The following is a 16186-nucleotide window of genomic DNA, read 5'->3' as shown; positions in this document are numbered from 1 at the left end:
GGGGGCGAGCATTTGAAAACCTACCATAGTAATATGGAAAGGCGTTGGGTGCTTAGCCTACACAACAAGGTACTGTTCCCGATTGTGACCATCATCATCATGGAAACCTTCATCAACAAGATGAGGAAGTTGAAAGGTGTCCGTAAGATGATATTGCTGGAAGAAGCCTGGAAAGCCATCAGCAAGGAGGGCATGGCGGAATATCTGAAGTATCTCTTTAAGACCGTCAGAAAGTTCTTCGGCGAGGCCGTTGTCGTCACGCAGGAGGTCGAGGATATCATTTCGTCTCCTATTGTCAAAAGTACCATCATCAACAACAGCGACTGCAAGATTCTTCTTGACCAGCGCAAATACATGAACAAGTTCGACGAGATACAGGCGTTGCTCGGCCTGACCGACAAGGAACGTGCGCAGATCCTTTCCATCAACATGGCGAACAATCCTTCCAGAAAGTACAAGGAGGTCTGGATTGGTCTGGGAGGTACACAATCGGCGGTATATGCCACAGAAGTTTCACTTGAGGAATATTATTGCTACACGACTGAGGAAACGGAAAAGCTGGAACTGTTCCGTCTTTCCGAAAAGTTAGGTGGCAATATCGAGCTTGCCATCAAGCAGTTGTCGGAGAGCAAACGTGAGAAGAACATCTTATAAACCATCTAAAAATCACAAGTATGTATAGCGATTTGGAATCAGACCAGAGGAAACGCGAGGAAGTCATCTCGTCCCTTTATTGGTCATTGATGCAGAATTGGGACATTCCGAAATCCATTTATGACCATTACGGATTTACAGAGGATTACCGGCTGTTCCATCAACTTGAAGAGTTGGAGCCTGCCGAATACAAGCGGAAAAGAGAAACCGGTGAAGTTCCTGATATTCTGGAAGTGGATGCAAGGCTGACCCGCACAGTCGAAAAGGTCTTTGAGAGTTTGTGCGGTAAACCTCCTGCACCGTATCTCGACAAGATGAACGAGGAACTGGAGAAGTTGGGACAGATTGCCGCCTTGCCGGATTCCGTCCATGACATCCTCCATATCACTCCTGCCTTTCTCGTCAAGTACGGTATAGACAAAAATGCCTCTGCCACGGAACGCTCCTGTCAAGCGGAGAAAGCATATCGGGCACTGGATGCCAGGTTTGTGAAGATGACAGGACGCAGACCGTATGCCGATGAGCTTTTCGCTTCCCTCAGACAAAGGAAGGAAAAGACGCCGGAGGCGAAACGTCCGAAGCAGGTACACAAGCCTATCCTCCGCAACTCGCCGTCCAAAGGGCGAAAGATGGGACTTTGACATTCAACAGAATTTTATTCACCAATTAAAACAGTTACATCATGAAAAAGAAAATTCTCATGCTGTGTATGGGCTGTTTCTTCATCAGCCTTACAGCGAAAGCGCAATGGGTCGTGAGCGATCCCGGCAATCTTGCCCAGGGTATCATCAATGCCGCCAAGAATATCGTTCACACGTCTTCCACCGCGAGCAACATGCTCAACAATTTTCAGGAGACAGTGAAGATTTATAAACAGGGCAAGGAGTATTACGATGGACTCCGCAAGATCAAGAACCTTGTCCGCGATGCACGTAAGGTGCAGCAGACCATCCTCATGGTCGGCGACATCACGGATATCTACGTGAACAGTTTCGAGCGTATGCTCAGCGACCCTTATTTCACGCCGGAAGAGCTGAGTGCCATTGCAATCGGTTACACGAAGTTGCTGGAAGAGAGCGCACACCTGCTGAACGACCTGAAAACGGTGGTCAACGAGAACGGACTTTCGATGAACGACAAGGAGCGGATGGATATCATCGACCGCTGCTACACCGATATGCTGCAATATCGCAGCCTGGTGCAATATTACACCAACAAGAACATCGGCGTTTCCTACCTGCGTGCCAAGAAACGGAACGACCTGGACCGTGTGATGGCCCTTTACGGCTCACCGAATGAACGTTACTGGTAATCCCTAATCCGATTCACTTATGGTATTGTTGGCAATAAATTTCGACAACCTGCATCAGATCCTGCAAAACCTCTACACGGATATGATGCCGCTCTGCTCGCAGATGACGGGTGTGGCGAAAGGACTCGCGGGGCTTGGCGCCCTGTTTTACGTGGCCTACCGGGTATGGCAGTCTCTGGCAAGGGCGGAGCCCGTGGATGTCTTTCCCCTTCTCCGTCCGTTTGCGTTGGGGTTATGTATCATGTTTTTCCCGACCATCGTGCTGGGCACGCTGAACAGTGTCATGTCGCCTATCGTGAAAGGTACACATTCAATACTGGAGGCACAGACCTTCGACATGAACGAGTACCGTGCGCAGAAGGACAGGCTGGAGTTCGAGGCGATGAAGCGCAATCCCGAGACGGCCTATCTGGTCGACAAGGAGTCTTTCGACAACAAACTGGACGAATTGGGGGTTATGGACGCGATAGAGGCCTGCGGGATGTATGTAGACCGGGCAATGTACAACATGAAGAAGGCGGTTCAGAATTTCTTCCGCGAACTGCTGGAACTCATGTTCAACGCGGCCGCCCTTGTCATCGACACGCTGCGGACGTTCTTCCTGATTGTGCTTTCGATACTGGGACCGATTTCGTTCGCCCTGTCCTGCTGGGACGGTTTCCAGGCCTCGCTCAGCCAATGGTTCGTCCGTTATATCAGCATTTACCTGTGGCTCCCGGTGAGTGACCTCTTCAGCAGTGTGCTGGCACGGATACAGGTGTTGATGCTCCGGCAGGACATCGAACAGCTTTCCGACCCGAACTTCATCCCGGACGGCTCCAACGGGGTTTACATCACTTTTCTGATTATCGGTATCATCGGGTATTTCACCATCCCAACAGTGGCCAACTGGATTATCCAGGCAGGAGGCGGTGCAGGCAATTACGGCAAGAACGTGACCCAGACGGCATCCAAGACCGGTTCCGTGGTGGCAGGAGCCGGCGGTGCGGCGGTAGGCAACATCGCAGGAAGGCTCATCAAATAGTAATAACCATCTTAAAACGACATTGGAATGGAATTCAAATCATTAAAAAACATCGAGACCAGTTTCAGGCATTTGCGTCTGTTCGGTATCGTCTATCTCTGCGCGTGTACCCTGCTTGTGGGATATTCGGTGTGGAAGGCATACGGCTTTGCCGAGGCGCAGAGGCAGAAAATCTATGTGCTGGACGAGGGGAAGTCGCTCATGCTCGCCCTCTCGCAGGACCTGGAGCAGAACCGTCCCGTGGAGGCGAGGGAGCATGTCAGACGCTTCCATGAGCTATTTTTCTCGCTGGCTCCTGACAAGAGTGCGATAGAGGGCAATATCCAGCGTGCCATGTTCCTGAGCGACCGCTCTGCCTATGCCCATTACCGGGATCTGGCGGAACAGGGCTACTACAACCGGATCATCTCCGGCAACATGAGCCAGCGCATCGGGATTGACAGCGTGAAATGCGACTTCAACAGCTACCCGTATGAGGTAGTGACGTATGCCCGCCTTTCCATCATCCGGGAGAAGAGCGTGACGGAGCGCAGCCTCGTCACGCGGGGCAGGCTGCTCAATTCCACCCGCAGCGACAACAATCCGCACGGCTTCATCCTCGAAGCCTTCCGTGTGGTGGAAAACAGGGACATCAGAGTATATGACCGTTAAATTTTGAATGTATGAAAAAGATGCTTGTAAAAATCAGGGACTTGGCCGAAGAAAAACTGCGCGCTGCCTGCGCCGGGTTGAGTCCTGAAAAGAGAGTGATAACCATCGTCGTGCTGACCGTCCTGTTCGCGCTTGGGAATTTCTACATGATTTTCCGCGCCATATACGACATTGGACGGGAGGATGCCAAACGTGAGGTCATCGAGATAACCCCGCTGGATATCCCGGACTTTATTCAGGCGGACACCCTTACGGACAGTAAAATCCGCGAGATGGAAGAGTTTTTTAACCAGTTCAACAAAGAAGACAATGAGTAACGATGCAAACAAATTGAGACAGAGGCAGGAAATCAGGAAATACCTGGTCTTTGCCGGAATGTTCCTCCTGTTTGTCGGCTGCATGTGGCTGATTTTCGCGCCGTCCAAGGAGGAACGGCAGAGGGAGGAAAGGAATGCCGGTTTCAATTCCGAACTGCCCGACCCGAGAGGGGCAGGTATCGAGGCGGACAAGATTGCCGCCTACGAGCAGGCGGACATGAAACGCAGGCAGGAAGAGAAGATGCGCACGCTGGAGGATTTTTCCGCGCTTGCCGATGAAAACAGGCAGAATGAAACAAGCAGTCCTGTCGTGGAAATACCGCAGGAGCGGGAATCCGAAAGTGCATCATCCTATCGTGGCAGTGGAAACCGCAGGAATGGGGCCATATCTTCGTCCACATCCGCCTATAACGATATTAACGCCACGCTCGGCAGTTTCTATGAGGCACCGAGAGAAGACCCCGAAAAGGAGGCATTGAAAGCCGAGGTGGAGCAGTTGAAGCAGGCTGCCGCGGTACAGCAACCCGCACAGATGACCTACGAGGAGCAGGTAGCATTGCTGGAAAAATCTTACGAACTGGCCGCCAAATATACGCCGGGCAAGGATGGCGCAGGTACGGAAAAACGGGAAGAAACCGAACCTGCCGCCAACGGCAGGAAGGCAAGAGCCGTTCCCGTGGGACAGGTCTCCACACCGGTGGTGTCATCGCTTCCGCAACCCGTCAGTGATTCCGTACTGTTGGCACGGATGGCACAGACCGGATATGCTGGATTCCATACCGCCGTGGGAAAGACGGCTGACGGGCATACGAGGAATACCATCCGTGCCTGCGTGCATGGTGACCAGACCATAAGAAGCGGGCAGAGCGTTAGGTTAAGGCTTTTGGAACCGATGCGTGTCGGCAGGTATGTCCTTCCACGCAACTCCCTTGTCACGGGCGAGGGGCGCATACAAGGCGAAAGGCTCGGCATTGGAATCATACAGGTGGAGCACGACGGCATCATCATTCCCGTGGAGCTTGCCGTGTATGACAATGACGGACAGGAGGGCATCTTCATTCCCGGCTCGATGGAAGCGAATGCCGCCAAGGAGGTAGCGGCCAACTTGGGACAAAACCTTGGCACGAGCATATCCATCACCAACCAGTCAGCCGGAGACCAGCTGCTCTCCGAACTCGGCAGGGGTGCCATACAGGGAGTGTCGCAATACATATCCCGGAAGATGCGGGAGGAAAAAGTACACCTCAAATCCGGTTATACCCTGATGCTTTACCAGAACGATAATCAATAACCCATTAAAATTCACAAAGTATGAAAAAGATTTTTGTAATGTTTGCCCTCATGACGGGCGCAGTGAGTGCTTTTGCACAGAATGCAGCCGATTCTATATCGGCAGAAACAGGCAGAGTCACAATGACCAGGGAACTCTATCCCGGGCAGGAGGATGGCGACCTCTACCACGGTCTGACCCGGAAGCTCACCTTTGACAGGATGGTTCCCCCGTATGGGCTGGAAGTGACCTACGACAAGACCACGCACATCATTTTCCCCTCCGCCGTCCGCTATGTGGACCTCGGTTCCCCGAATCTTGTGGCGGGAAAGGCCGACGGTGCGGAGAATGTTATCCGCGTAAAGGCGGTGGTCAGAAATTTCCGTGACGAGACGAACATGTCGGTCATCACCGAAAGCGGCAGTTTCTACACGTTCAATGTCAAGTATGCGGACGAGCCGTTGTTGCTGAACATCGAGATGAAGGACTTCATCCATGACGGCAGCAAGGTGAACCGTCCGAACAACGCGCTTGACATATATCTAAAGGAACTGGGCAGTGAATCCCCCAAACTCGTGCAACTGATCAACAAGAGTATCCACAAAGAGAACAAACGCCATGTCAAGCACATCGGTAGCAAGGCTTTCGGCATCCAGTACCTCCTGCGCGGTATTTATACCCATAACGGGCTGCTCTATTTCCACACGCAGGTACGCAACCAGTCGAATGTGCCTTTCGAGGTGGATTTCGTGACGTTCAAGATTGTGGATAAGAAGGTAATGAAGCGTACAGCCATCCAGGAGCAGATTGTTTTTCCTCTCAGAGCCTATAACTATGCCACTTTGGTAGCTGGAAATAAGGACGAACGTACCATGTTCACTTTTGACAAGTTCACCATCCCTGCCGGTAAGGTGCTGGTCGTGGAACTGAACGAGAAAAGCGGCGGGCGTCACCAGTCGTTCACCGTGGAGAGCGAGGACATCGTGAGAGCCAAAGTGATCAACGAACTTAAAGTGAAGTAGCCATGCGTAAGGTCATCTATATGTTAGTAGCGGTCGTATCGCTTGCCCTGTTTTCAGGGCAGGCATACGCCCAACGCTGTCTCCCCGGCATGAAAGGCGTGGAGCTGCGGGGCGGATTTGCGGAAGGCTCGAAATCACCCTTGAACCATTATGCGGGATTCGCGGTATCGGGATATACCAAGAAAGCCAACCGCTGGATTGTCGGTGCGGAATACCTGTTGAAGAATTACGAGTACCGTAACGTGTCCGTTCCTCGTGCGCAGTTCACTGCCGAGGGTGGGTACTATCTGAAATTCCTGTCCGACCCTTCCAAAACACTGTTCCTTTCCATCGGCGGCTCGGCTTTGGCCGGTTACGAAACCGTGAATTGGGGGAATAAGATGTTGTATGACGGCTCGAAGTTGCTCGCCAAGGATGCCTTTATCTATGGCGGGGCGATAACACTGGAGCTTGAAACCTATGTCACGGACCGTATCGTGCTGCTTGCCAGCGTCCGGGAACGCGCCATGTGGGGAGGTTCATTATCCGTGTTCACTATGCAATTCGGGCTGGGCGTGAAATTTATCATCAATTAAAACATCACGGCTTATGAATATAGAAGATATAAGGAAGATTCCCATTACGGATTTTCTGGCACGGATGGGACATGAGCCGACGGCCCGGAAAGGGAATGAATGGTGGTATTCCGCCCCTTATCGGGAAGAACGGACACCGTCGTTCAGGGTGAATATTCTAAAGAATGTGTGGCAGGACTTCGGCATCGGGCGTGGCGGGGATATATTCTCGCTTGCAGGAGAAATCATTGGCAGCGGTGATTTCAAGTCGCAGGCTAAATTCATTTCGGAATCATTGGGTGGTATTGTTCCGGAAATAGTTTTCCGTCCGAAAGAAAAATGTTTCGACACCACACCTGGTGAAGAGAATTGCTTCGTGAATGTACGCATTGAGCCATTGAACAACAAAATCCTGCTCAATTATCTGAAAGAGCGTGGCATTTGCAGCGATGTGGCATTGCCGAACTGTGAGGAAGTCAGATATACCTTGCATGGCAAGCGGTACTTCTCCATCGGATTCAGGAACATCAGCGGTGGGTATGAGTTGCGCAGCCGCCTGTTCAAGGGCAGTATGTCGCCGAAGGACATATCGCTCATCGACAACGGTTCGGACACCTGTAACATTTTCGAGGGGTTCATTGACTATCTCTCATGGATGGTGCTCGGCCTGGGATGCGGCGATGACTACCTCGTGCTGAACTCGGTGGCTTTATTGGAACGCTCGTATGGTTTCCTTGACAAGTACGACCGGGTCAATTGTTACCTGGACCGTGACGAAGCGGGGCGAAGGACACTGGAAGCCCTCCGCAAACGCTACGGCAACAAGATAGAGGACTGTTCTTCCCTGTACAAGGGATTCAAGGATTTGAACGAATACCTGCAATATTGGGAAGGAATTATTGAACAATAGAAAAACCATTAAAATGACAATGAACATGAAAAAGAAAAATAAGATGAACGCGTTTGCCGCTATCTTTTCGGCAATGCTTGCGACTGTAGTAGCAATAGCCCTGGTATCCTGTGACAATGATTTGGATGTGCAGCAGGGATATCCCTTCACAGTGGAGACGATGCCAGTACCCAAACGTATCGTGAAAGGCGAGACCGTGGAAATACGGTGCGAACTCAAGCGTGAGGGCCGGTTCTCCGATGCACGGTACACCGTCCGTTATTTCCAGCCTGACGGCAAAGGCTCGCTCCGCATGGACGACGGGATGGTGTTGCTGCCCAACGACCGTTATCCGCTTGACAGGGAGGTGTTCCGGCTGTACTACACTTCCGAGTGTGAGGACCAACAGAGTATTGACATATATTTCGAGGACAACAGTGCCCCTGCACAATTATTCCTGCTTAGTTTTGATTTCAACAACGAGAAAAAGGATGACGCAGAAGATGATACGGGAGGAACCGGCAGAATTCCCCGAACCGGTGGGGAACTTGTGAAAAATCATTTGGTGAACATTGAAACGGTTACGGTATGCGAGTGATTGTAGCGGCTATATGCCTGATTCTAACCTGTAACTGTCTGGCGGCTCATCCACGGGGAGGCGGTGGCTCGCCTCCCACTGCCACGGAAATCCCGGATTCGCTTTTCGAGCAGGCCATCGCCTGCATCAAGCGGTTCGAGGGTTGGCATGGAAAACATCTGCCTTATGTGGGCTGGGGTCACAAACTTTTGCCGGGAGAAACGTTCAGACCGGATATGAGCAAGGCACAGGCGGATTCATTGCTCAGAGCGGATTTGAGGAAACTGTGCAGGATGTGCAGCCGTTTCGGAAAGGATGCCCTTTTAGTCGCCACCTTGTCTTATAATGTGGGATATTACCGTGTGGTCGGCTATGGCAAGATACCCAAGAGCAGGCTTATTCAAAAGTTGGAAGCCGGGGACAGGGACATTTACAACGAGTATGTCTCATTCCGGTGCTACAAGGGGAAAGTGGTACCGAGCATTGAACGGAGAAGAAAAGTGGAATATATGCTACTGTTTAAGAAGTAAAAAAGAAGAGGGAGAATCATTCGGCATCAGACCGCCAGGTTCTCCCTCTTTTGTGATTTCAATGGAATCCATCCGTTCAGCCTACCGGTATGGCGTCCATGATTTCCGCTTCTTCTGGCAGGCGTGACAGCAATAGCTCCGCCATCGCCCCGTTCTGCGGAATCAAAGCCGGAAAGTCCGTCTTACCAGGTTTGTATATCTCCGTAGCGACATTGTAAAGATCCCAGGCGGTAATCTGTCCCTTTGTCATTACCAGCTTCAGCACCTCTTCCGTGAATACCGATATCTGCCCCTGATTCAAGGGATAGGTCTCCACGGTGGAGGAAAGGTTCTTGTCCGCGCTGTCGTGGGAAACACGCAATGCCGTCAACAGTCCTATATACATATATATTTCTTCCAAAGGGATAACTCTGCGTTTCAATCTCTGTATCCGTTCGATGTCCTCGTTCATGTTCACCTCGAAGTTTGCCATCCAGCCATCCACGGTGTCGAACAACTCTTCTGTAGTCACCTTTTTCTTTCCATAATTACATACGCTTCTTTCCGGAGAAAGGATGCACTGGTTATGGCAGATTTTCACACAAGGGCCTATGGCCGCCTGTACCCCGTCCTGGTGGTAGGCTACGACAAGCGTGGTCGTCAGCTCGTCGGTTTCCCAGTCCTTGATGCGGATGGTGGTGAAGATACGGCGGAGTATATGCGCTTCCACCGCCTTTTCCCCGTGGATTTGTTCCACTTGCGGGAGTATGCTCACGCCGGGTTGTGTCTTGTTCCTGTTTTGTGCGGCGAAGATTTCCTCCACCTCGTAGTCAAGGTTGTGCTTTTCACAGATATCCATCATGCGCTGGATGACCTGGTAATGGTAGATGCCCTGTACCGGATTGTTGTAAATGTCATTCTCCTTGTAGGTACGCTGTAATGTCTCGAAGTCCATCACTTCGATTCCGTTCTGCTGGAAATCAAACTGCTGTTGTCTTTCCAATACTGCCAGATTTGCCATAATCTTGAAGTTTATTAAGTTAATACTATGTTGATGTTACTTTTCCTTTTGTTCCGGTCAGGTATGTATCTGCCATCCGTGGAACGGTTCCAGTGTGACGGCAAAAGACCTGTCCGGTATTCCGTGATAAAGCAGGCCTCCCACGATGCCGGTTCTTCCATCGGGATAGCGTTGCGTGAAGCCGAACGAATACGGGGCATGGTCGTAGTAGAGCGATATTTCATTGGGATGGTCGGGATTCTTCTCCCAGCTTTCCAGCCTGTCCAGGCACTTCTGGAACGAGGTGTCGCCGATGGACTCGGCATAGCGCTTTACATTCTCGAAATGTTCTTCATTCAGGATTTTCATGACTTTTGCATTTTATCTGTTAAACACGTCCGGCTCCGGGAGCCGGTATTTTTATTTCTCGCCTGCCTGACTGTCCCGTGTCCGCATCCGGCAAGGTTTGGCGAAAGAAAATACCGCAGCAGCGGCGAGGATGATTTTCTTTCAGCCAACCCCGAAGGGACCTGACCTTGCAGGATACACAGGACACGGGGCTACCTTTGCAGGGTGGGAAATAAAATAATAGCCCCGTTGTTGCCTGTTTTGTCAGATACGATTCAATTTTTGCATGGATTCCATCTCAGAACGGATTTCATGTTCCAATGCCGTGTATTTTTCCTTTTTCATACGCAGTTTTTCACGAAACCCTACCAGCTGTTCATCTGTATTTTCATCAAAGAACAGGTTGTTTGTACGCTGGTATTGGATATACTCACGTTCTTTACGCTCCGCGATGGAGATTTGGGCTTTGGCTGCTGACAGTCTTGACAGTGAGGAGTTGAAATTGGTACGCAGTCCGGTACGTCTGTCATAATAGCTGTAATAGGTATTGATTTGCCTTTTGGGGTACAGGCATTGCAACCGGGCTTCACGCCAGCGGACTACCCAACGGTAACGCTTGTGCAGTTCCCTCGGAAGGTCATACGAATGAAGCCGGATTGGATTGCCGGCTTCATCCTTGCATTCGATGGAAATGAATACCCAGCGTTCAACCCGCAGTTCACGCTCGGCACGTGCCAGTTCCCTGGCATATTCCATCCAGTCGTCCATTCGTTCCTGTGCCATATCGAGAAAGGTCAGCTTTCGGTAATTGTTTCCAGAAATGTCAGGTAAGCGGCAATAGCCTTGTGGCAGCCGGAAAAATCAGGCGTGCGACAACCGCGTTTCTTGTAGAAACGAATGCTCCCGGACTTATTCAACCCGCATACATGACGGTTCAATGTCCCTTTGGTCCGTATATGGATTTCAAAGCCGTCCCGTTTGGTTATTTCAAGGAACATATTTGCCGGGATGTATTCCCCGTTCAGAAACTTTTGTTTCTCCTCGTCAAGTTCCTGTTGCCACTTCGCTTCCTCCAGCCTGCGTTTCTCCTCTTCCTGTTCTTTTTGCTCCTGCCGTCTTTGTTCCTGTTTCTTCCGGTACGCTTCACGGGCTTGCAGCAAAGGAACTGTGTCAAGTCCGAGTTCTTCAAAAACACGGATCGACAAAAGGGAGACATGGTTCCCGTTTTCCGCATCCTGAAGCATATTCGCAATCCAGTTTTTGCAATACTTGACAAGTTTTTCTTTTTGTTCCTCCCTTCCAAGCATTTCCCTGGAATACTGCCCGCAAGAGAAATAGATGTTTTCAACCTTGCAGACCACATGGAAATAATCATAGTTTTCATTCCCGTATTCGTTCTTGTCCGATAACGAGAGATAGATGTTTTCCGCATACGCTTCCAGTTCCATGTACGGAGCCACGACGGTATTTCCGTCAAACTTGTATTTCAATACTTTCGCTTTCATGATTCATTCTTGTTTTGACATTTCGAGTTGTCTCAGTTGGTTTGTATTCGCCTTGCCTGCCATGCCTGATGTGCAATAATGACCTCTTCGCGTTCTTGTTCCAGCAAAGTCTTCGTCTCCGGGGTATATCCGAGGAATTGGATGTATCCGCCATTATACCCTGTGAGTCTGCACCGCATTCCGGCCTGTTCTAATTTGTCAATCCGCTTTTGCGCGGTTTTGGCACTTGAATACTCTTTCGGCCAGAAATAATGCTCGCCTTGTGAGCCGTAATGGTCTTCCCCGAGTATCATCTCGCCGATATGCCTCCTGTGTTCGATGAAACCGAACCGTGCCGTACCCAATGCCTGCCGCAGGGCCTTGTGCGCCGTACCTTCGGGGTGCTTGAACACTTCCTGCTTCTCCTTTCCCTTGCAGGCGAGTTTCGGCAATTCCACCTTGTAAGGTTTCCGGTAGCTGCCTATGCCCAATGTCAGGTAGAAATTGGTGTGGAAATAGTCCGTCATGGCATTGCTGTCATCGAAGTTGTACGACATGACAAAGTCGCAGACATTCATCATCACCTCCTTCGCACGGTCTGTAAGGTCAGGATTCCACTCTATGTTGTAGTGGTTGATGGTGTCCTGCACCTTGCCGGATTCCTTGGTGAACGCCTCGAAGTCCGCGCTCATCAGCTTGATGTAAATGGAATTGTAATTCTCCCGTCTGACGGAGAACCTGTATCTGGGATAGGTTTCCTTGAGCCAGGTCCGCACCAGTTCCACAATCTCGGGAGCGTGCTGTCCCTTGTAATTGCGGCCTTTCCACCGGTATTCGTTATATACATACTCGGCATATTCCTTTGCCGTGGCCCCGGAATAGTCATATTCGTAGCCGGTGGTGTCAGCGGACATATTAGTGGAGTCCTTCCACACGTCATAAAGTTTTTCAAACTCGACGTTCACCTGCTGCATGACGGCAGTGTCACCACCCTTGTCCGGGTGGTGCTGCAATGCCAGACGGCGGTACTCTTTCTTCAAGTCCGCCAGACTGTGTATGTTCTGAAAATAAGTCATAACCGTAAGTTTTTATGCCCCTGCAAGGCGATTGATAAAATATTCCTGATAGTCGAGGTCGAGACCGAGATTGCTGCAAGCGAGTTCAATGTCGCCTTCCCTCAAATCATCCACATCCTGTAATTCGTGCAGGTATTGAAGTTCGGAATCCAGATACTCCTGCGCTTCTGTCTTGTCGCAACTGCATGAGTTGCAGATTAAGTCAATGATATTTTCTCCCATATTATTCATTGTTAGAGGTATGTTTGTTATAGACATTTCGCTTTCCGTCGTAATCCAGATTATACCACCATTTATCGGTAGCACCGGCAAATGTCTGTGAACTATTGTTGGAAAGATAATCCGTTTCTTTCAGTCCTGTAATGCCTTCCAAAGTCCTGATGTCATTGCCGGTCCACCAACTTTGCATTATCTGCTTGAATTCTTCCAACGAACAGAAGTCAACATTCTCCTCACATTCTTCACACCATTTGCCATCACAATCATGTGCCGTATCGCAGATATACATTTCTGTATTCGCATCTATCCAGGCCTGTGTCTCCACTTGCCTTGAACCACATTCTTCGCATACCAGAACTTTAGAATCATCAGGCTCTTTTCTAAAAGCCTTGCCGTCATAAAGCGATACGGCACGTTCCACCAGCAAAGTCCGGCTGCATTCCGATAATTCGGTATAGAACCGTTCCGCCGCACCATAAATGGAATTTTCAGCCTGTGCGTTCCATTTTTCCCAAAAGTGCAGGTAGTCACCTCCGAACACGACTTTACATTCCTCCTTGCTCCATGCGTTCCACATATAGTAGAAGAAGCTGGAGACTGCATTTTCTGCGTGGTATTTCATGATTTTTCAGTTTCAGGTTCAACATTTTCTTTGCCTTCCAATTGCCTCCATACGACATCATACATTTCGTGGAGCCAGTCGATGTTCCTCGTTCCGAGTTCAAACGGACTGTGACATTCCACTTCATAACCGCTCTCTTTCTCCTCGGCAAAAACGGTCAGGCTGTTTTCCGTTACCCGAAGTCCTGTTACCATACATTCATACGGATCACCGTTCTTACTGAACCATATCACCCAGACCGGGTCGTATCCATCATCTTCAGGGAACCGTATCTCGGTCATGCAGTGTGCTTGAAGCAATTGTCGTATCGCTTCAATGATATCCGCTCGTAATTCCTCAATTCTCCCGCTAAAATCAATGGATGCCGAAGTCCCTTTCCCGTTTCGTTGAGCCACAGAAAGAATCTGTGTGTCGGGGTGAACCCCGAAATTCCAGTCTACATCTTCATCATCGAGAGTAGTGTGGATATTGCCGCCCAGAACCAGCCCACAGTCCTCAGACACCATTTGTCTTGCTTCATCGTGGTCTTCAGCCACTACCGTGTAAGTGCCCTCGAAGGCATACCTTACTCTTACATCATACTTTGCCATAATTCTTATGATTTGATTGTTTGTAATTGATTTAACATTAAGAGACTATGCTGACAGGATTGTTGAAAAATGAATCGTCCACGCCATACACATGCTGTATGGAATAGTCGTACTTGGATCGTTCATCGTCCAGACGGAAACGGAAGCCGTTACAGCCTTTGACTTCCAGCTTGAGCTTCACATCTTGTTTCAGTTCCATTTCAAGCAGGCTTCCGCCGCCATACGTGGAACTGAACAGCCCGCAACAGTTCCCTTTGGGGATAATGACCTCTTTCAGCGAGAAGTCTGCATCATACAACTCTTTCAGACTTACCTTTCCGATATAGGTCAGCAGGTTCGCACCGCAACAGGAATTGATAAGTTCCTCGTAGAATTGCTCGTATGAGACCTGTTCTTTCCCGTTCCTGCTTTTCCGGTTCGGGAAACGCCCGTAAACTTTGTAGCCGTGGCTCGTCAGCAGTTTCTTTACTTGCGCCGGATTGAGGTTCAGGCTGTCTACCATGTCCCCGAAATAGGATTCCTCGTAACTGTAACCGCCCTGCGATTCAAACCAGTTGGAGTTGATGCAGTCGTAGTCGGAAAGCATCTCCACCCGGATGGGAATGTCATCCGTGTACCTTATCAGGTCTTTCACTACGTCCGAATCGTTCCTGCTGTAAATCTCGTCCCGGATTGCATCCTCATGTTCATCGAAAAAGGCATCGACCTCGTGTTCGTCAAAGTCGTTGAATACAAAGCATTCTTCTTTCAGCTTTTCCATAATCCCATGAACAGCTTCATATTCCGCATCGCCATACCATTCGCCCGCCTTTTCCCACAGGCAATCGCAATTCCGCCTGTCCAGACATTTCCGGATGATGTCAAGGTGGTTGTCAAGGTTGTCGTTATAATCCGTCCATACCAGCGTGTAGGATGGTTCCATGAGGGATTTCACGAAATCCAACGTAAGCGTTCTCTGTTCTTCCATTTTTCTTTACCTGTGTACGGCAGGGTTCTGTTTCCCGTACATACCGTTATAAATGACAGAAGCGACCTTCCGGCCGCCTCCGTATTACTATTACCCATACAGTTCTTTCACTATCTCGTCATACCTTTCCTTTACCATCTCCGTCTTACGGTTGAAGTGAAAATATGCGGTGTACCTGTAACCGGTACTTGGCTCTCCGCCGCATTGTCGTATTGCCGTGTCAATATCCCAGTCAATATCACCAATGCCGAGTGATATGCTTGTGCCTTGCAACAGACAACGGGCAAGCCGGAGCGCGGAATCCTTCTTGTTTTCCTTGCGAAGCCTGTCGAAAGCCATCATTGCAATTTGCCGGTTTGAAATCTTCAACTCTTCCATATATTCATCTGTTTGGGTCAGACAATCCCGGCCAGTTGTTTGAACCGCGCTACGATCTCATTGCACTTGCTTTCGGCAAGCCCTTCATGTTTTCGGCAAATAGCACAATATTCCTTCCAGGGCCTGCCTTCAAGCTCGTGTTCGTATGATGACATGACCAATTCCGGATATTCCTCAAAAAGGATATTGAACGCTTTTCTCCATTTGCGAACCTGCCACGAACCGCTTGCTACCAATTTTATGAATTCAAACATCTGTTTGTCCGTTTTTACATCCAAGTCATAAAAATGGTCTGTTTTCGGCCATACGTTGTTGGAATGCTGCCAGGTCTCAATCTGCTTGTTTTTGGCATTGTATGCCATTTTTGTGATTATCTGGTAACTCATGTTGATATATATGTTTTCAGTTCATTATCATATTGTTCCTTTTCCTGTCGCGGCTTGCCAGCATACCGAAATGGATGCTGAATATGCGCTGTCCGAAGCAGATTGGTGAATTGTACTCCATGCGCTGCCACAGCGTGAAATGGTCGTTTGCGTAAGACCAGCGGAAATGTCCCGACAGCGAGCCGAAGGTGGGATTGACGTTTCTTCCGATAAGCATCCGGTTCACGTCCACGATGTTGTCGGAGGTCAGGATGATGTTCAGGATTTCCACGAAAGCCATCTGCGTGAAACTGTCTGTCGGTAAGACCGGTCCGAGAAAATTGATGTTCATAAGCGT

The 16186-nt window shown here is 49.7% G+C and carries 23 protein-coding genes and 1 pseudogene; 12 read left to right on the top strand and 12 right to left on the bottom strand.

The window, feature by feature from the left end; translation table 11 throughout:
• Nucleotides 1-63: 63 nt before the first annotated feature.
• From ACK8P8_RS13710 to ACK8P8_RS13655, 12 genes and pseudogenes are all read left to right on the top strand, one after another.
• Nucleotides 64-654 (top strand): annotated as a pseudogene (locus ACK8P8_RS13710) (TraG family conjugative transposon ATPase); the annotation flags it as partial.
• A gap of 20 nt (nt 655-674) precedes the next feature.
• On the top strand, nt 675-1295 hold the full coding sequence (locus ACK8P8_RS13705; RefSeq protein WP_008766652.1) for a hypothetical protein: 621 nt from the start codon (nt 675-677) through the stop codon (nt 1293-1295).
• Between the two features lie 41 nt (nt 1296-1336).
• The gene (locus tag ACK8P8_RS13700; protein WP_008766651.1) at nt 1337-1966 is read left to right on the top strand and encodes a DUF4141 domain-containing protein; all 630 of its coding nucleotides are present in this window, start codon (nt 1337-1339) and stop codon (nt 1964-1966) included.
• Nucleotides 1967-1985: 19 nt separating this feature from the next.
• Entirely contained in the window at nt 1986-2990 is a 1005-nt protein-coding gene (gene traJ / locus ACK8P8_RS13695; protein WP_008766650.1) for a conjugative transposon protein TraJ, read from the top strand.
• A gap of 27 nt (nt 2991-3017) precedes the next feature.
• Nucleotides 3018-3641, top strand: coding sequence for a conjugative transposon protein TraK (gene traK, locus ACK8P8_RS13690; protein WP_008766649.1), 624 nt, complete (start codon nt 3018-3020; stop codon nt 3639-3641).
• A gap of 11 nt (nt 3642-3652) precedes the next feature.
• Nucleotides 3653-3958 carry a TraL conjugative transposon family protein gene (locus tag ACK8P8_RS13685; RefSeq protein WP_008766648.1) on the top strand — a complete coding sequence of 102 codons (306 nt, stop codon included), beginning with the start codon at nt 3653-3655 and terminating at the stop codon, nt 3956-3958.
• Nucleotides 3951-5249: a conjugative transposon protein TraM gene (gene traM, locus ACK8P8_RS13680; protein ID WP_008766647.1), complete on the top strand. Its 1299-nt coding sequence runs from the start codon at nt 3951-3953 to the stop codon at nt 5247-5249. Before ACK8P8_RS13685 ends, traM begins: the two co-directional genes overlap by 8 nt.
• Before the next feature lie 20 nt (nt 5250-5269).
• Nucleotides 5270-6250 (top strand): conjugative transposon protein TraN, encoded by a 981-nt coding sequence (gene traN, locus ACK8P8_RS13675; protein ID WP_008766646.1) that lies wholly within the window; start codon nt 5270-5272, stop codon nt 6248-6250.
• A 2-nt stretch (nt 6251-6252) separates the two neighbouring features.
• Nucleotides 6253-6825 carry a conjugal transfer protein TraO gene (locus ACK8P8_RS13670; RefSeq protein WP_008766645.1) on the top strand — a complete coding sequence of 191 codons (573 nt, stop codon included), beginning with the start codon at nt 6253-6255 and terminating at the stop codon, nt 6823-6825.
• A 13-nt stretch (nt 6826-6838) separates the two neighbouring features.
• The gene (locus ACK8P8_RS13665) at nt 6839-7714 is read left to right on the top strand and encodes a DUF8464 domain-containing protein (protein ID WP_008766644.1); all 876 of its coding nucleotides are present in this window, start codon (nt 6839-6841) and stop codon (nt 7712-7714) included.
• Between the two features lie 73 nt (nt 7715-7787).
• Nucleotides 7788-8291, top strand: a complete 504-nt coding sequence (locus tag ACK8P8_RS13660) for a DUF3872 domain-containing protein (RefSeq protein ID WP_373729027.1) — start codon at nt 7788-7790, stop codon at nt 8289-8291.
• A complete protein-coding gene (locus tag ACK8P8_RS13655) occupies nt 8282-8800 on the top strand; it encodes a glycoside hydrolase family protein (protein ID WP_016270779.1) in 519 nt (172 codons plus the stop codon). The genes ACK8P8_RS13660 and ACK8P8_RS13655 overlap by 10 nt, the downstream gene beginning before the upstream one ends.
• Nucleotides 8801-8876: 76 nt before the next feature.
• Here ACK8P8_RS13655 and ACK8P8_RS13650 read toward each other — a convergent pair whose 3' ends face one another.
• From ACK8P8_RS13650 to ACK8P8_RS13595, 12 genes are all read right to left on the bottom strand, one after another.
• A complete protein-coding gene (locus tag ACK8P8_RS13650) occupies nt 8877-9800 on the bottom strand; it encodes a hypothetical protein (RefSeq protein ID WP_008766256.1) in 924 nt (307 codons plus the stop codon).
• Nucleotides 9801-9857: 57 nt separating this feature from the next.
• Nucleotides 9858-10148: a DUF4120 family protein gene (locus ACK8P8_RS13645; RefSeq protein WP_016270778.1), complete on the bottom strand. Its 291-nt coding sequence runs from the start codon at nt 10146-10148 to the stop codon at nt 9858-9860.
• 243 nt (nt 10149-10391) lie between these two features.
• Nucleotides 10392-10910 carry a hypothetical protein gene (locus ACK8P8_RS13640; RefSeq protein WP_008766255.1) on the bottom strand — a complete coding sequence of 173 codons (519 nt, stop codon included), beginning with the start codon at nt 10908-10910 and terminating at the stop codon, nt 10392-10394.
• Nucleotides 10911-10921: 11 nt separating this feature from the next.
• A complete protein-coding gene (locus tag ACK8P8_RS13635) occupies nt 10922-11632 on the bottom strand; it encodes a hypothetical protein (RefSeq protein ID WP_008766254.1) in 711 nt (236 codons plus the stop codon).
• Nucleotides 11633-11664: 32 nt separating this feature from the next.
• A complete protein-coding gene (locus ACK8P8_RS13630) occupies nt 11665-12687 on the bottom strand; it encodes an LPD29 domain-containing protein (RefSeq protein WP_008766253.1) in 1023 nt (340 codons plus the stop codon).
• A gap of 12 nt (nt 12688-12699) precedes the next feature.
• Nucleotides 12700-12909, bottom strand: coding sequence for a hypothetical protein (locus ACK8P8_RS13625; RefSeq protein WP_008766252.1), 210 nt, complete (start codon nt 12907-12909; stop codon nt 12700-12702).
• Nucleotide 12910: 1 nt separating this feature from the next.
• The gene (locus tag ACK8P8_RS13620; protein ID WP_008766251.1) at nt 12911-13528 is read right to left on the bottom strand and encodes a hypothetical protein; all 618 of its coding nucleotides are present in this window, start codon (nt 13526-13528) and stop codon (nt 12911-12913) included.
• Nucleotides 13525-14118: a hypothetical protein gene (locus ACK8P8_RS13615; RefSeq protein WP_008766250.1), complete on the bottom strand. Its 594-nt coding sequence runs from the start codon at nt 14116-14118 to the stop codon at nt 13525-13527. Before ACK8P8_RS13615 ends, ACK8P8_RS13620 begins: the two co-directional genes overlap by 4 nt.
• A gap of 37 nt (nt 14119-14155) precedes the next feature.
• The gene (locus ACK8P8_RS13610; protein WP_008766249.1) at nt 14156-15085 is read right to left on the bottom strand and encodes a hypothetical protein; all 930 of its coding nucleotides are present in this window, start codon (nt 15083-15085) and stop codon (nt 14156-14158) included.
• A gap of 90 nt (nt 15086-15175) precedes the next feature.
• Nucleotides 15176-15463, bottom strand: a complete 288-nt coding sequence (locus ACK8P8_RS13605; protein WP_008766248.1) for a hypothetical protein — start codon at nt 15461-15463, stop codon at nt 15176-15178.
• 17 nt (nt 15464-15480) lie between these two features.
• Nucleotides 15481-15849 carry a hypothetical protein gene (locus ACK8P8_RS13600; protein ID WP_008766247.1) on the bottom strand — a complete coding sequence of 123 codons (369 nt, stop codon included), beginning with the start codon at nt 15847-15849 and terminating at the stop codon, nt 15481-15483.
• A gap of 16 nt (nt 15850-15865) precedes the next feature.
• On the bottom strand, nt 15866-16180 hold the full coding sequence (locus tag ACK8P8_RS13595; protein WP_008766246.1) for a DUF8466 domain-containing protein: 315 nt from the start codon (nt 16178-16180) through the stop codon (nt 15866-15868).
• Nucleotides 16181-16186: the final 6 nt, after the last annotated feature.

Origin of the sequence: Butyricimonas muris (genome assembly GCF_046365375.1) — a bacterium.
In the GTDB taxonomy this organism is placed as follows: Bacteria; Bacteroidota; Bacteroidia; order Bacteroidales; family Marinifilaceae; genus Butyricimonas; species Butyricimonas muris.
The sequence above is the reverse complement of the archived record's forward strand: the minus strand, read 5'-3'. Positions and strand labels throughout refer to the sequence as shown.

What these genes read in the sequence shown, in the direction of transcription:
- ACK8P8_RS13705 (WP_008766652.1), top strand. Translation starts at nt 675, where the DNA reads ATGTATAGCGATTTGGAATCAGACCAGAGGAAACGCGAGGAAGTCATC.
- ACK8P8_RS13700 (WP_008766651.1), top strand. Translation starts at nt 1,337, where the DNA reads ATGAAAAAGAAAATTCTCATGCTGTGTATGGGCTGTTTCTTCATCAGC.
- traJ (WP_008766650.1), top strand. Translation starts at nt 1,986, where the DNA reads ATGGTATTGTTGGCAATAAATTTCGACAACCTGCATCAGATCCTGCAA.
- traK (WP_008766649.1), top strand. Translation starts at nt 3,018, where the DNA reads ATGGAATTCAAATCATTAAAAAACATCGAGACCAGTTTCAGGCATTTG.
- ACK8P8_RS13685 (WP_008766648.1), top strand. Translation starts at nt 3,653, where the DNA reads ATGAAAAAGATGCTTGTAAAAATCAGGGACTTGGCCGAAGAAAAACTG.
- traM (WP_008766647.1), top strand. Translation starts at nt 3,951, where the DNA reads ATGAGTAACGATGCAAACAAATTGAGACAGAGGCAGGAAATCAGGAAA.
- traN (WP_008766646.1), top strand. Translation starts at nt 5,270, where the DNA reads ATGAAAAAGATTTTTGTAATGTTTGCCCTCATGACGGGCGCAGTGAGT.
- ACK8P8_RS13670 (WP_008766645.1), top strand. Translation starts at nt 6,253, where the DNA reads ATGCGTAAGGTCATCTATATGTTAGTAGCGGTCGTATCGCTTGCCCTG.
- ACK8P8_RS13665 (WP_008766644.1), top strand. Translation starts at nt 6,839, where the DNA reads ATGAATATAGAAGATATAAGGAAGATTCCCATTACGGATTTTCTGGCA.
- ACK8P8_RS13660 (WP_373729027.1), top strand. Translation starts at nt 7,788, where the DNA reads ATGCTTGCGACTGTAGTAGCAATAGCCCTGGTATCCTGTGACAATGAT.
- ACK8P8_RS13655 (WP_016270779.1), top strand. Translation starts at nt 8,282, where the DNA reads ATGCGAGTGATTGTAGCGGCTATATGCCTGATTCTAACCTGTAACTGT.
- ACK8P8_RS13650 (WP_008766256.1), bottom strand. Translation starts at nt 9,800, where the DNA reads ATGGCAAATCTGGCAGTATTGGAAAGACAACAGCAGTTTGATTTCCAG.
- ACK8P8_RS13645 (WP_016270778.1), bottom strand. Translation starts at nt 10,148, where the DNA reads ATGAAAATCCTGAATGAAGAACATTTCGAGAATGTAAAGCGCTATGCC.
- ACK8P8_RS13640 (WP_008766255.1), bottom strand. Translation starts at nt 10,910, where the DNA reads ATGGCACAGGAACGAATGGACGACTGGATGGAATATGCCAGGGAACTG.
- ACK8P8_RS13635 (WP_008766254.1), bottom strand. Translation starts at nt 11,632, where the DNA reads ATGAAAGCGAAAGTATTGAAATACAAGTTTGACGGAAATACCGTCGTG.
- ACK8P8_RS13630 (WP_008766253.1), bottom strand. Translation starts at nt 12,687, where the DNA reads ATGACTTATTTTCAGAACATACACAGTCTGGCGGACTTGAAGAAAGAG.
- ACK8P8_RS13625 (WP_008766252.1), bottom strand. Translation starts at nt 12,909, where the DNA reads ATGGGAGAAAATATCATTGACTTAATCTGCAACTCATGCAGTTGCGAC.
- ACK8P8_RS13620 (WP_008766251.1), bottom strand. Translation starts at nt 13,528, where the DNA reads ATGAAATACCACGCAGAAAATGCAGTCTCCAGCTTCTTCTACTATATG.
- ACK8P8_RS13615 (WP_008766250.1), bottom strand. Translation starts at nt 14,118, where the DNA reads ATGGCAAAGTATGATGTAAGAGTAAGGTATGCCTTCGAGGGCACTTAC.
- ACK8P8_RS13610 (WP_008766249.1), bottom strand. Translation starts at nt 15,085, where the DNA reads ATGGAAGAACAGAGAACGCTTACGTTGGATTTCGTGAAATCCCTCATG.
- ACK8P8_RS13605 (WP_008766248.1), bottom strand. Translation starts at nt 15,463, where the DNA reads ATGGAAGAGTTGAAGATTTCAAACCGGCAAATTGCAATGATGGCTTTC.
- ACK8P8_RS13600 (WP_008766247.1), bottom strand. Translation starts at nt 15,849, where the DNA reads ATGAGTTACCAGATAATCACAAAAATGGCATACAATGCCAAAAACAAG.
- ACK8P8_RS13595 (WP_008766246.1), bottom strand. Translation starts at nt 16,180, where the DNA reads ATGAACATCAATTTTCTCGGACCGGTCTTACCGACAGACAGTTTCACG.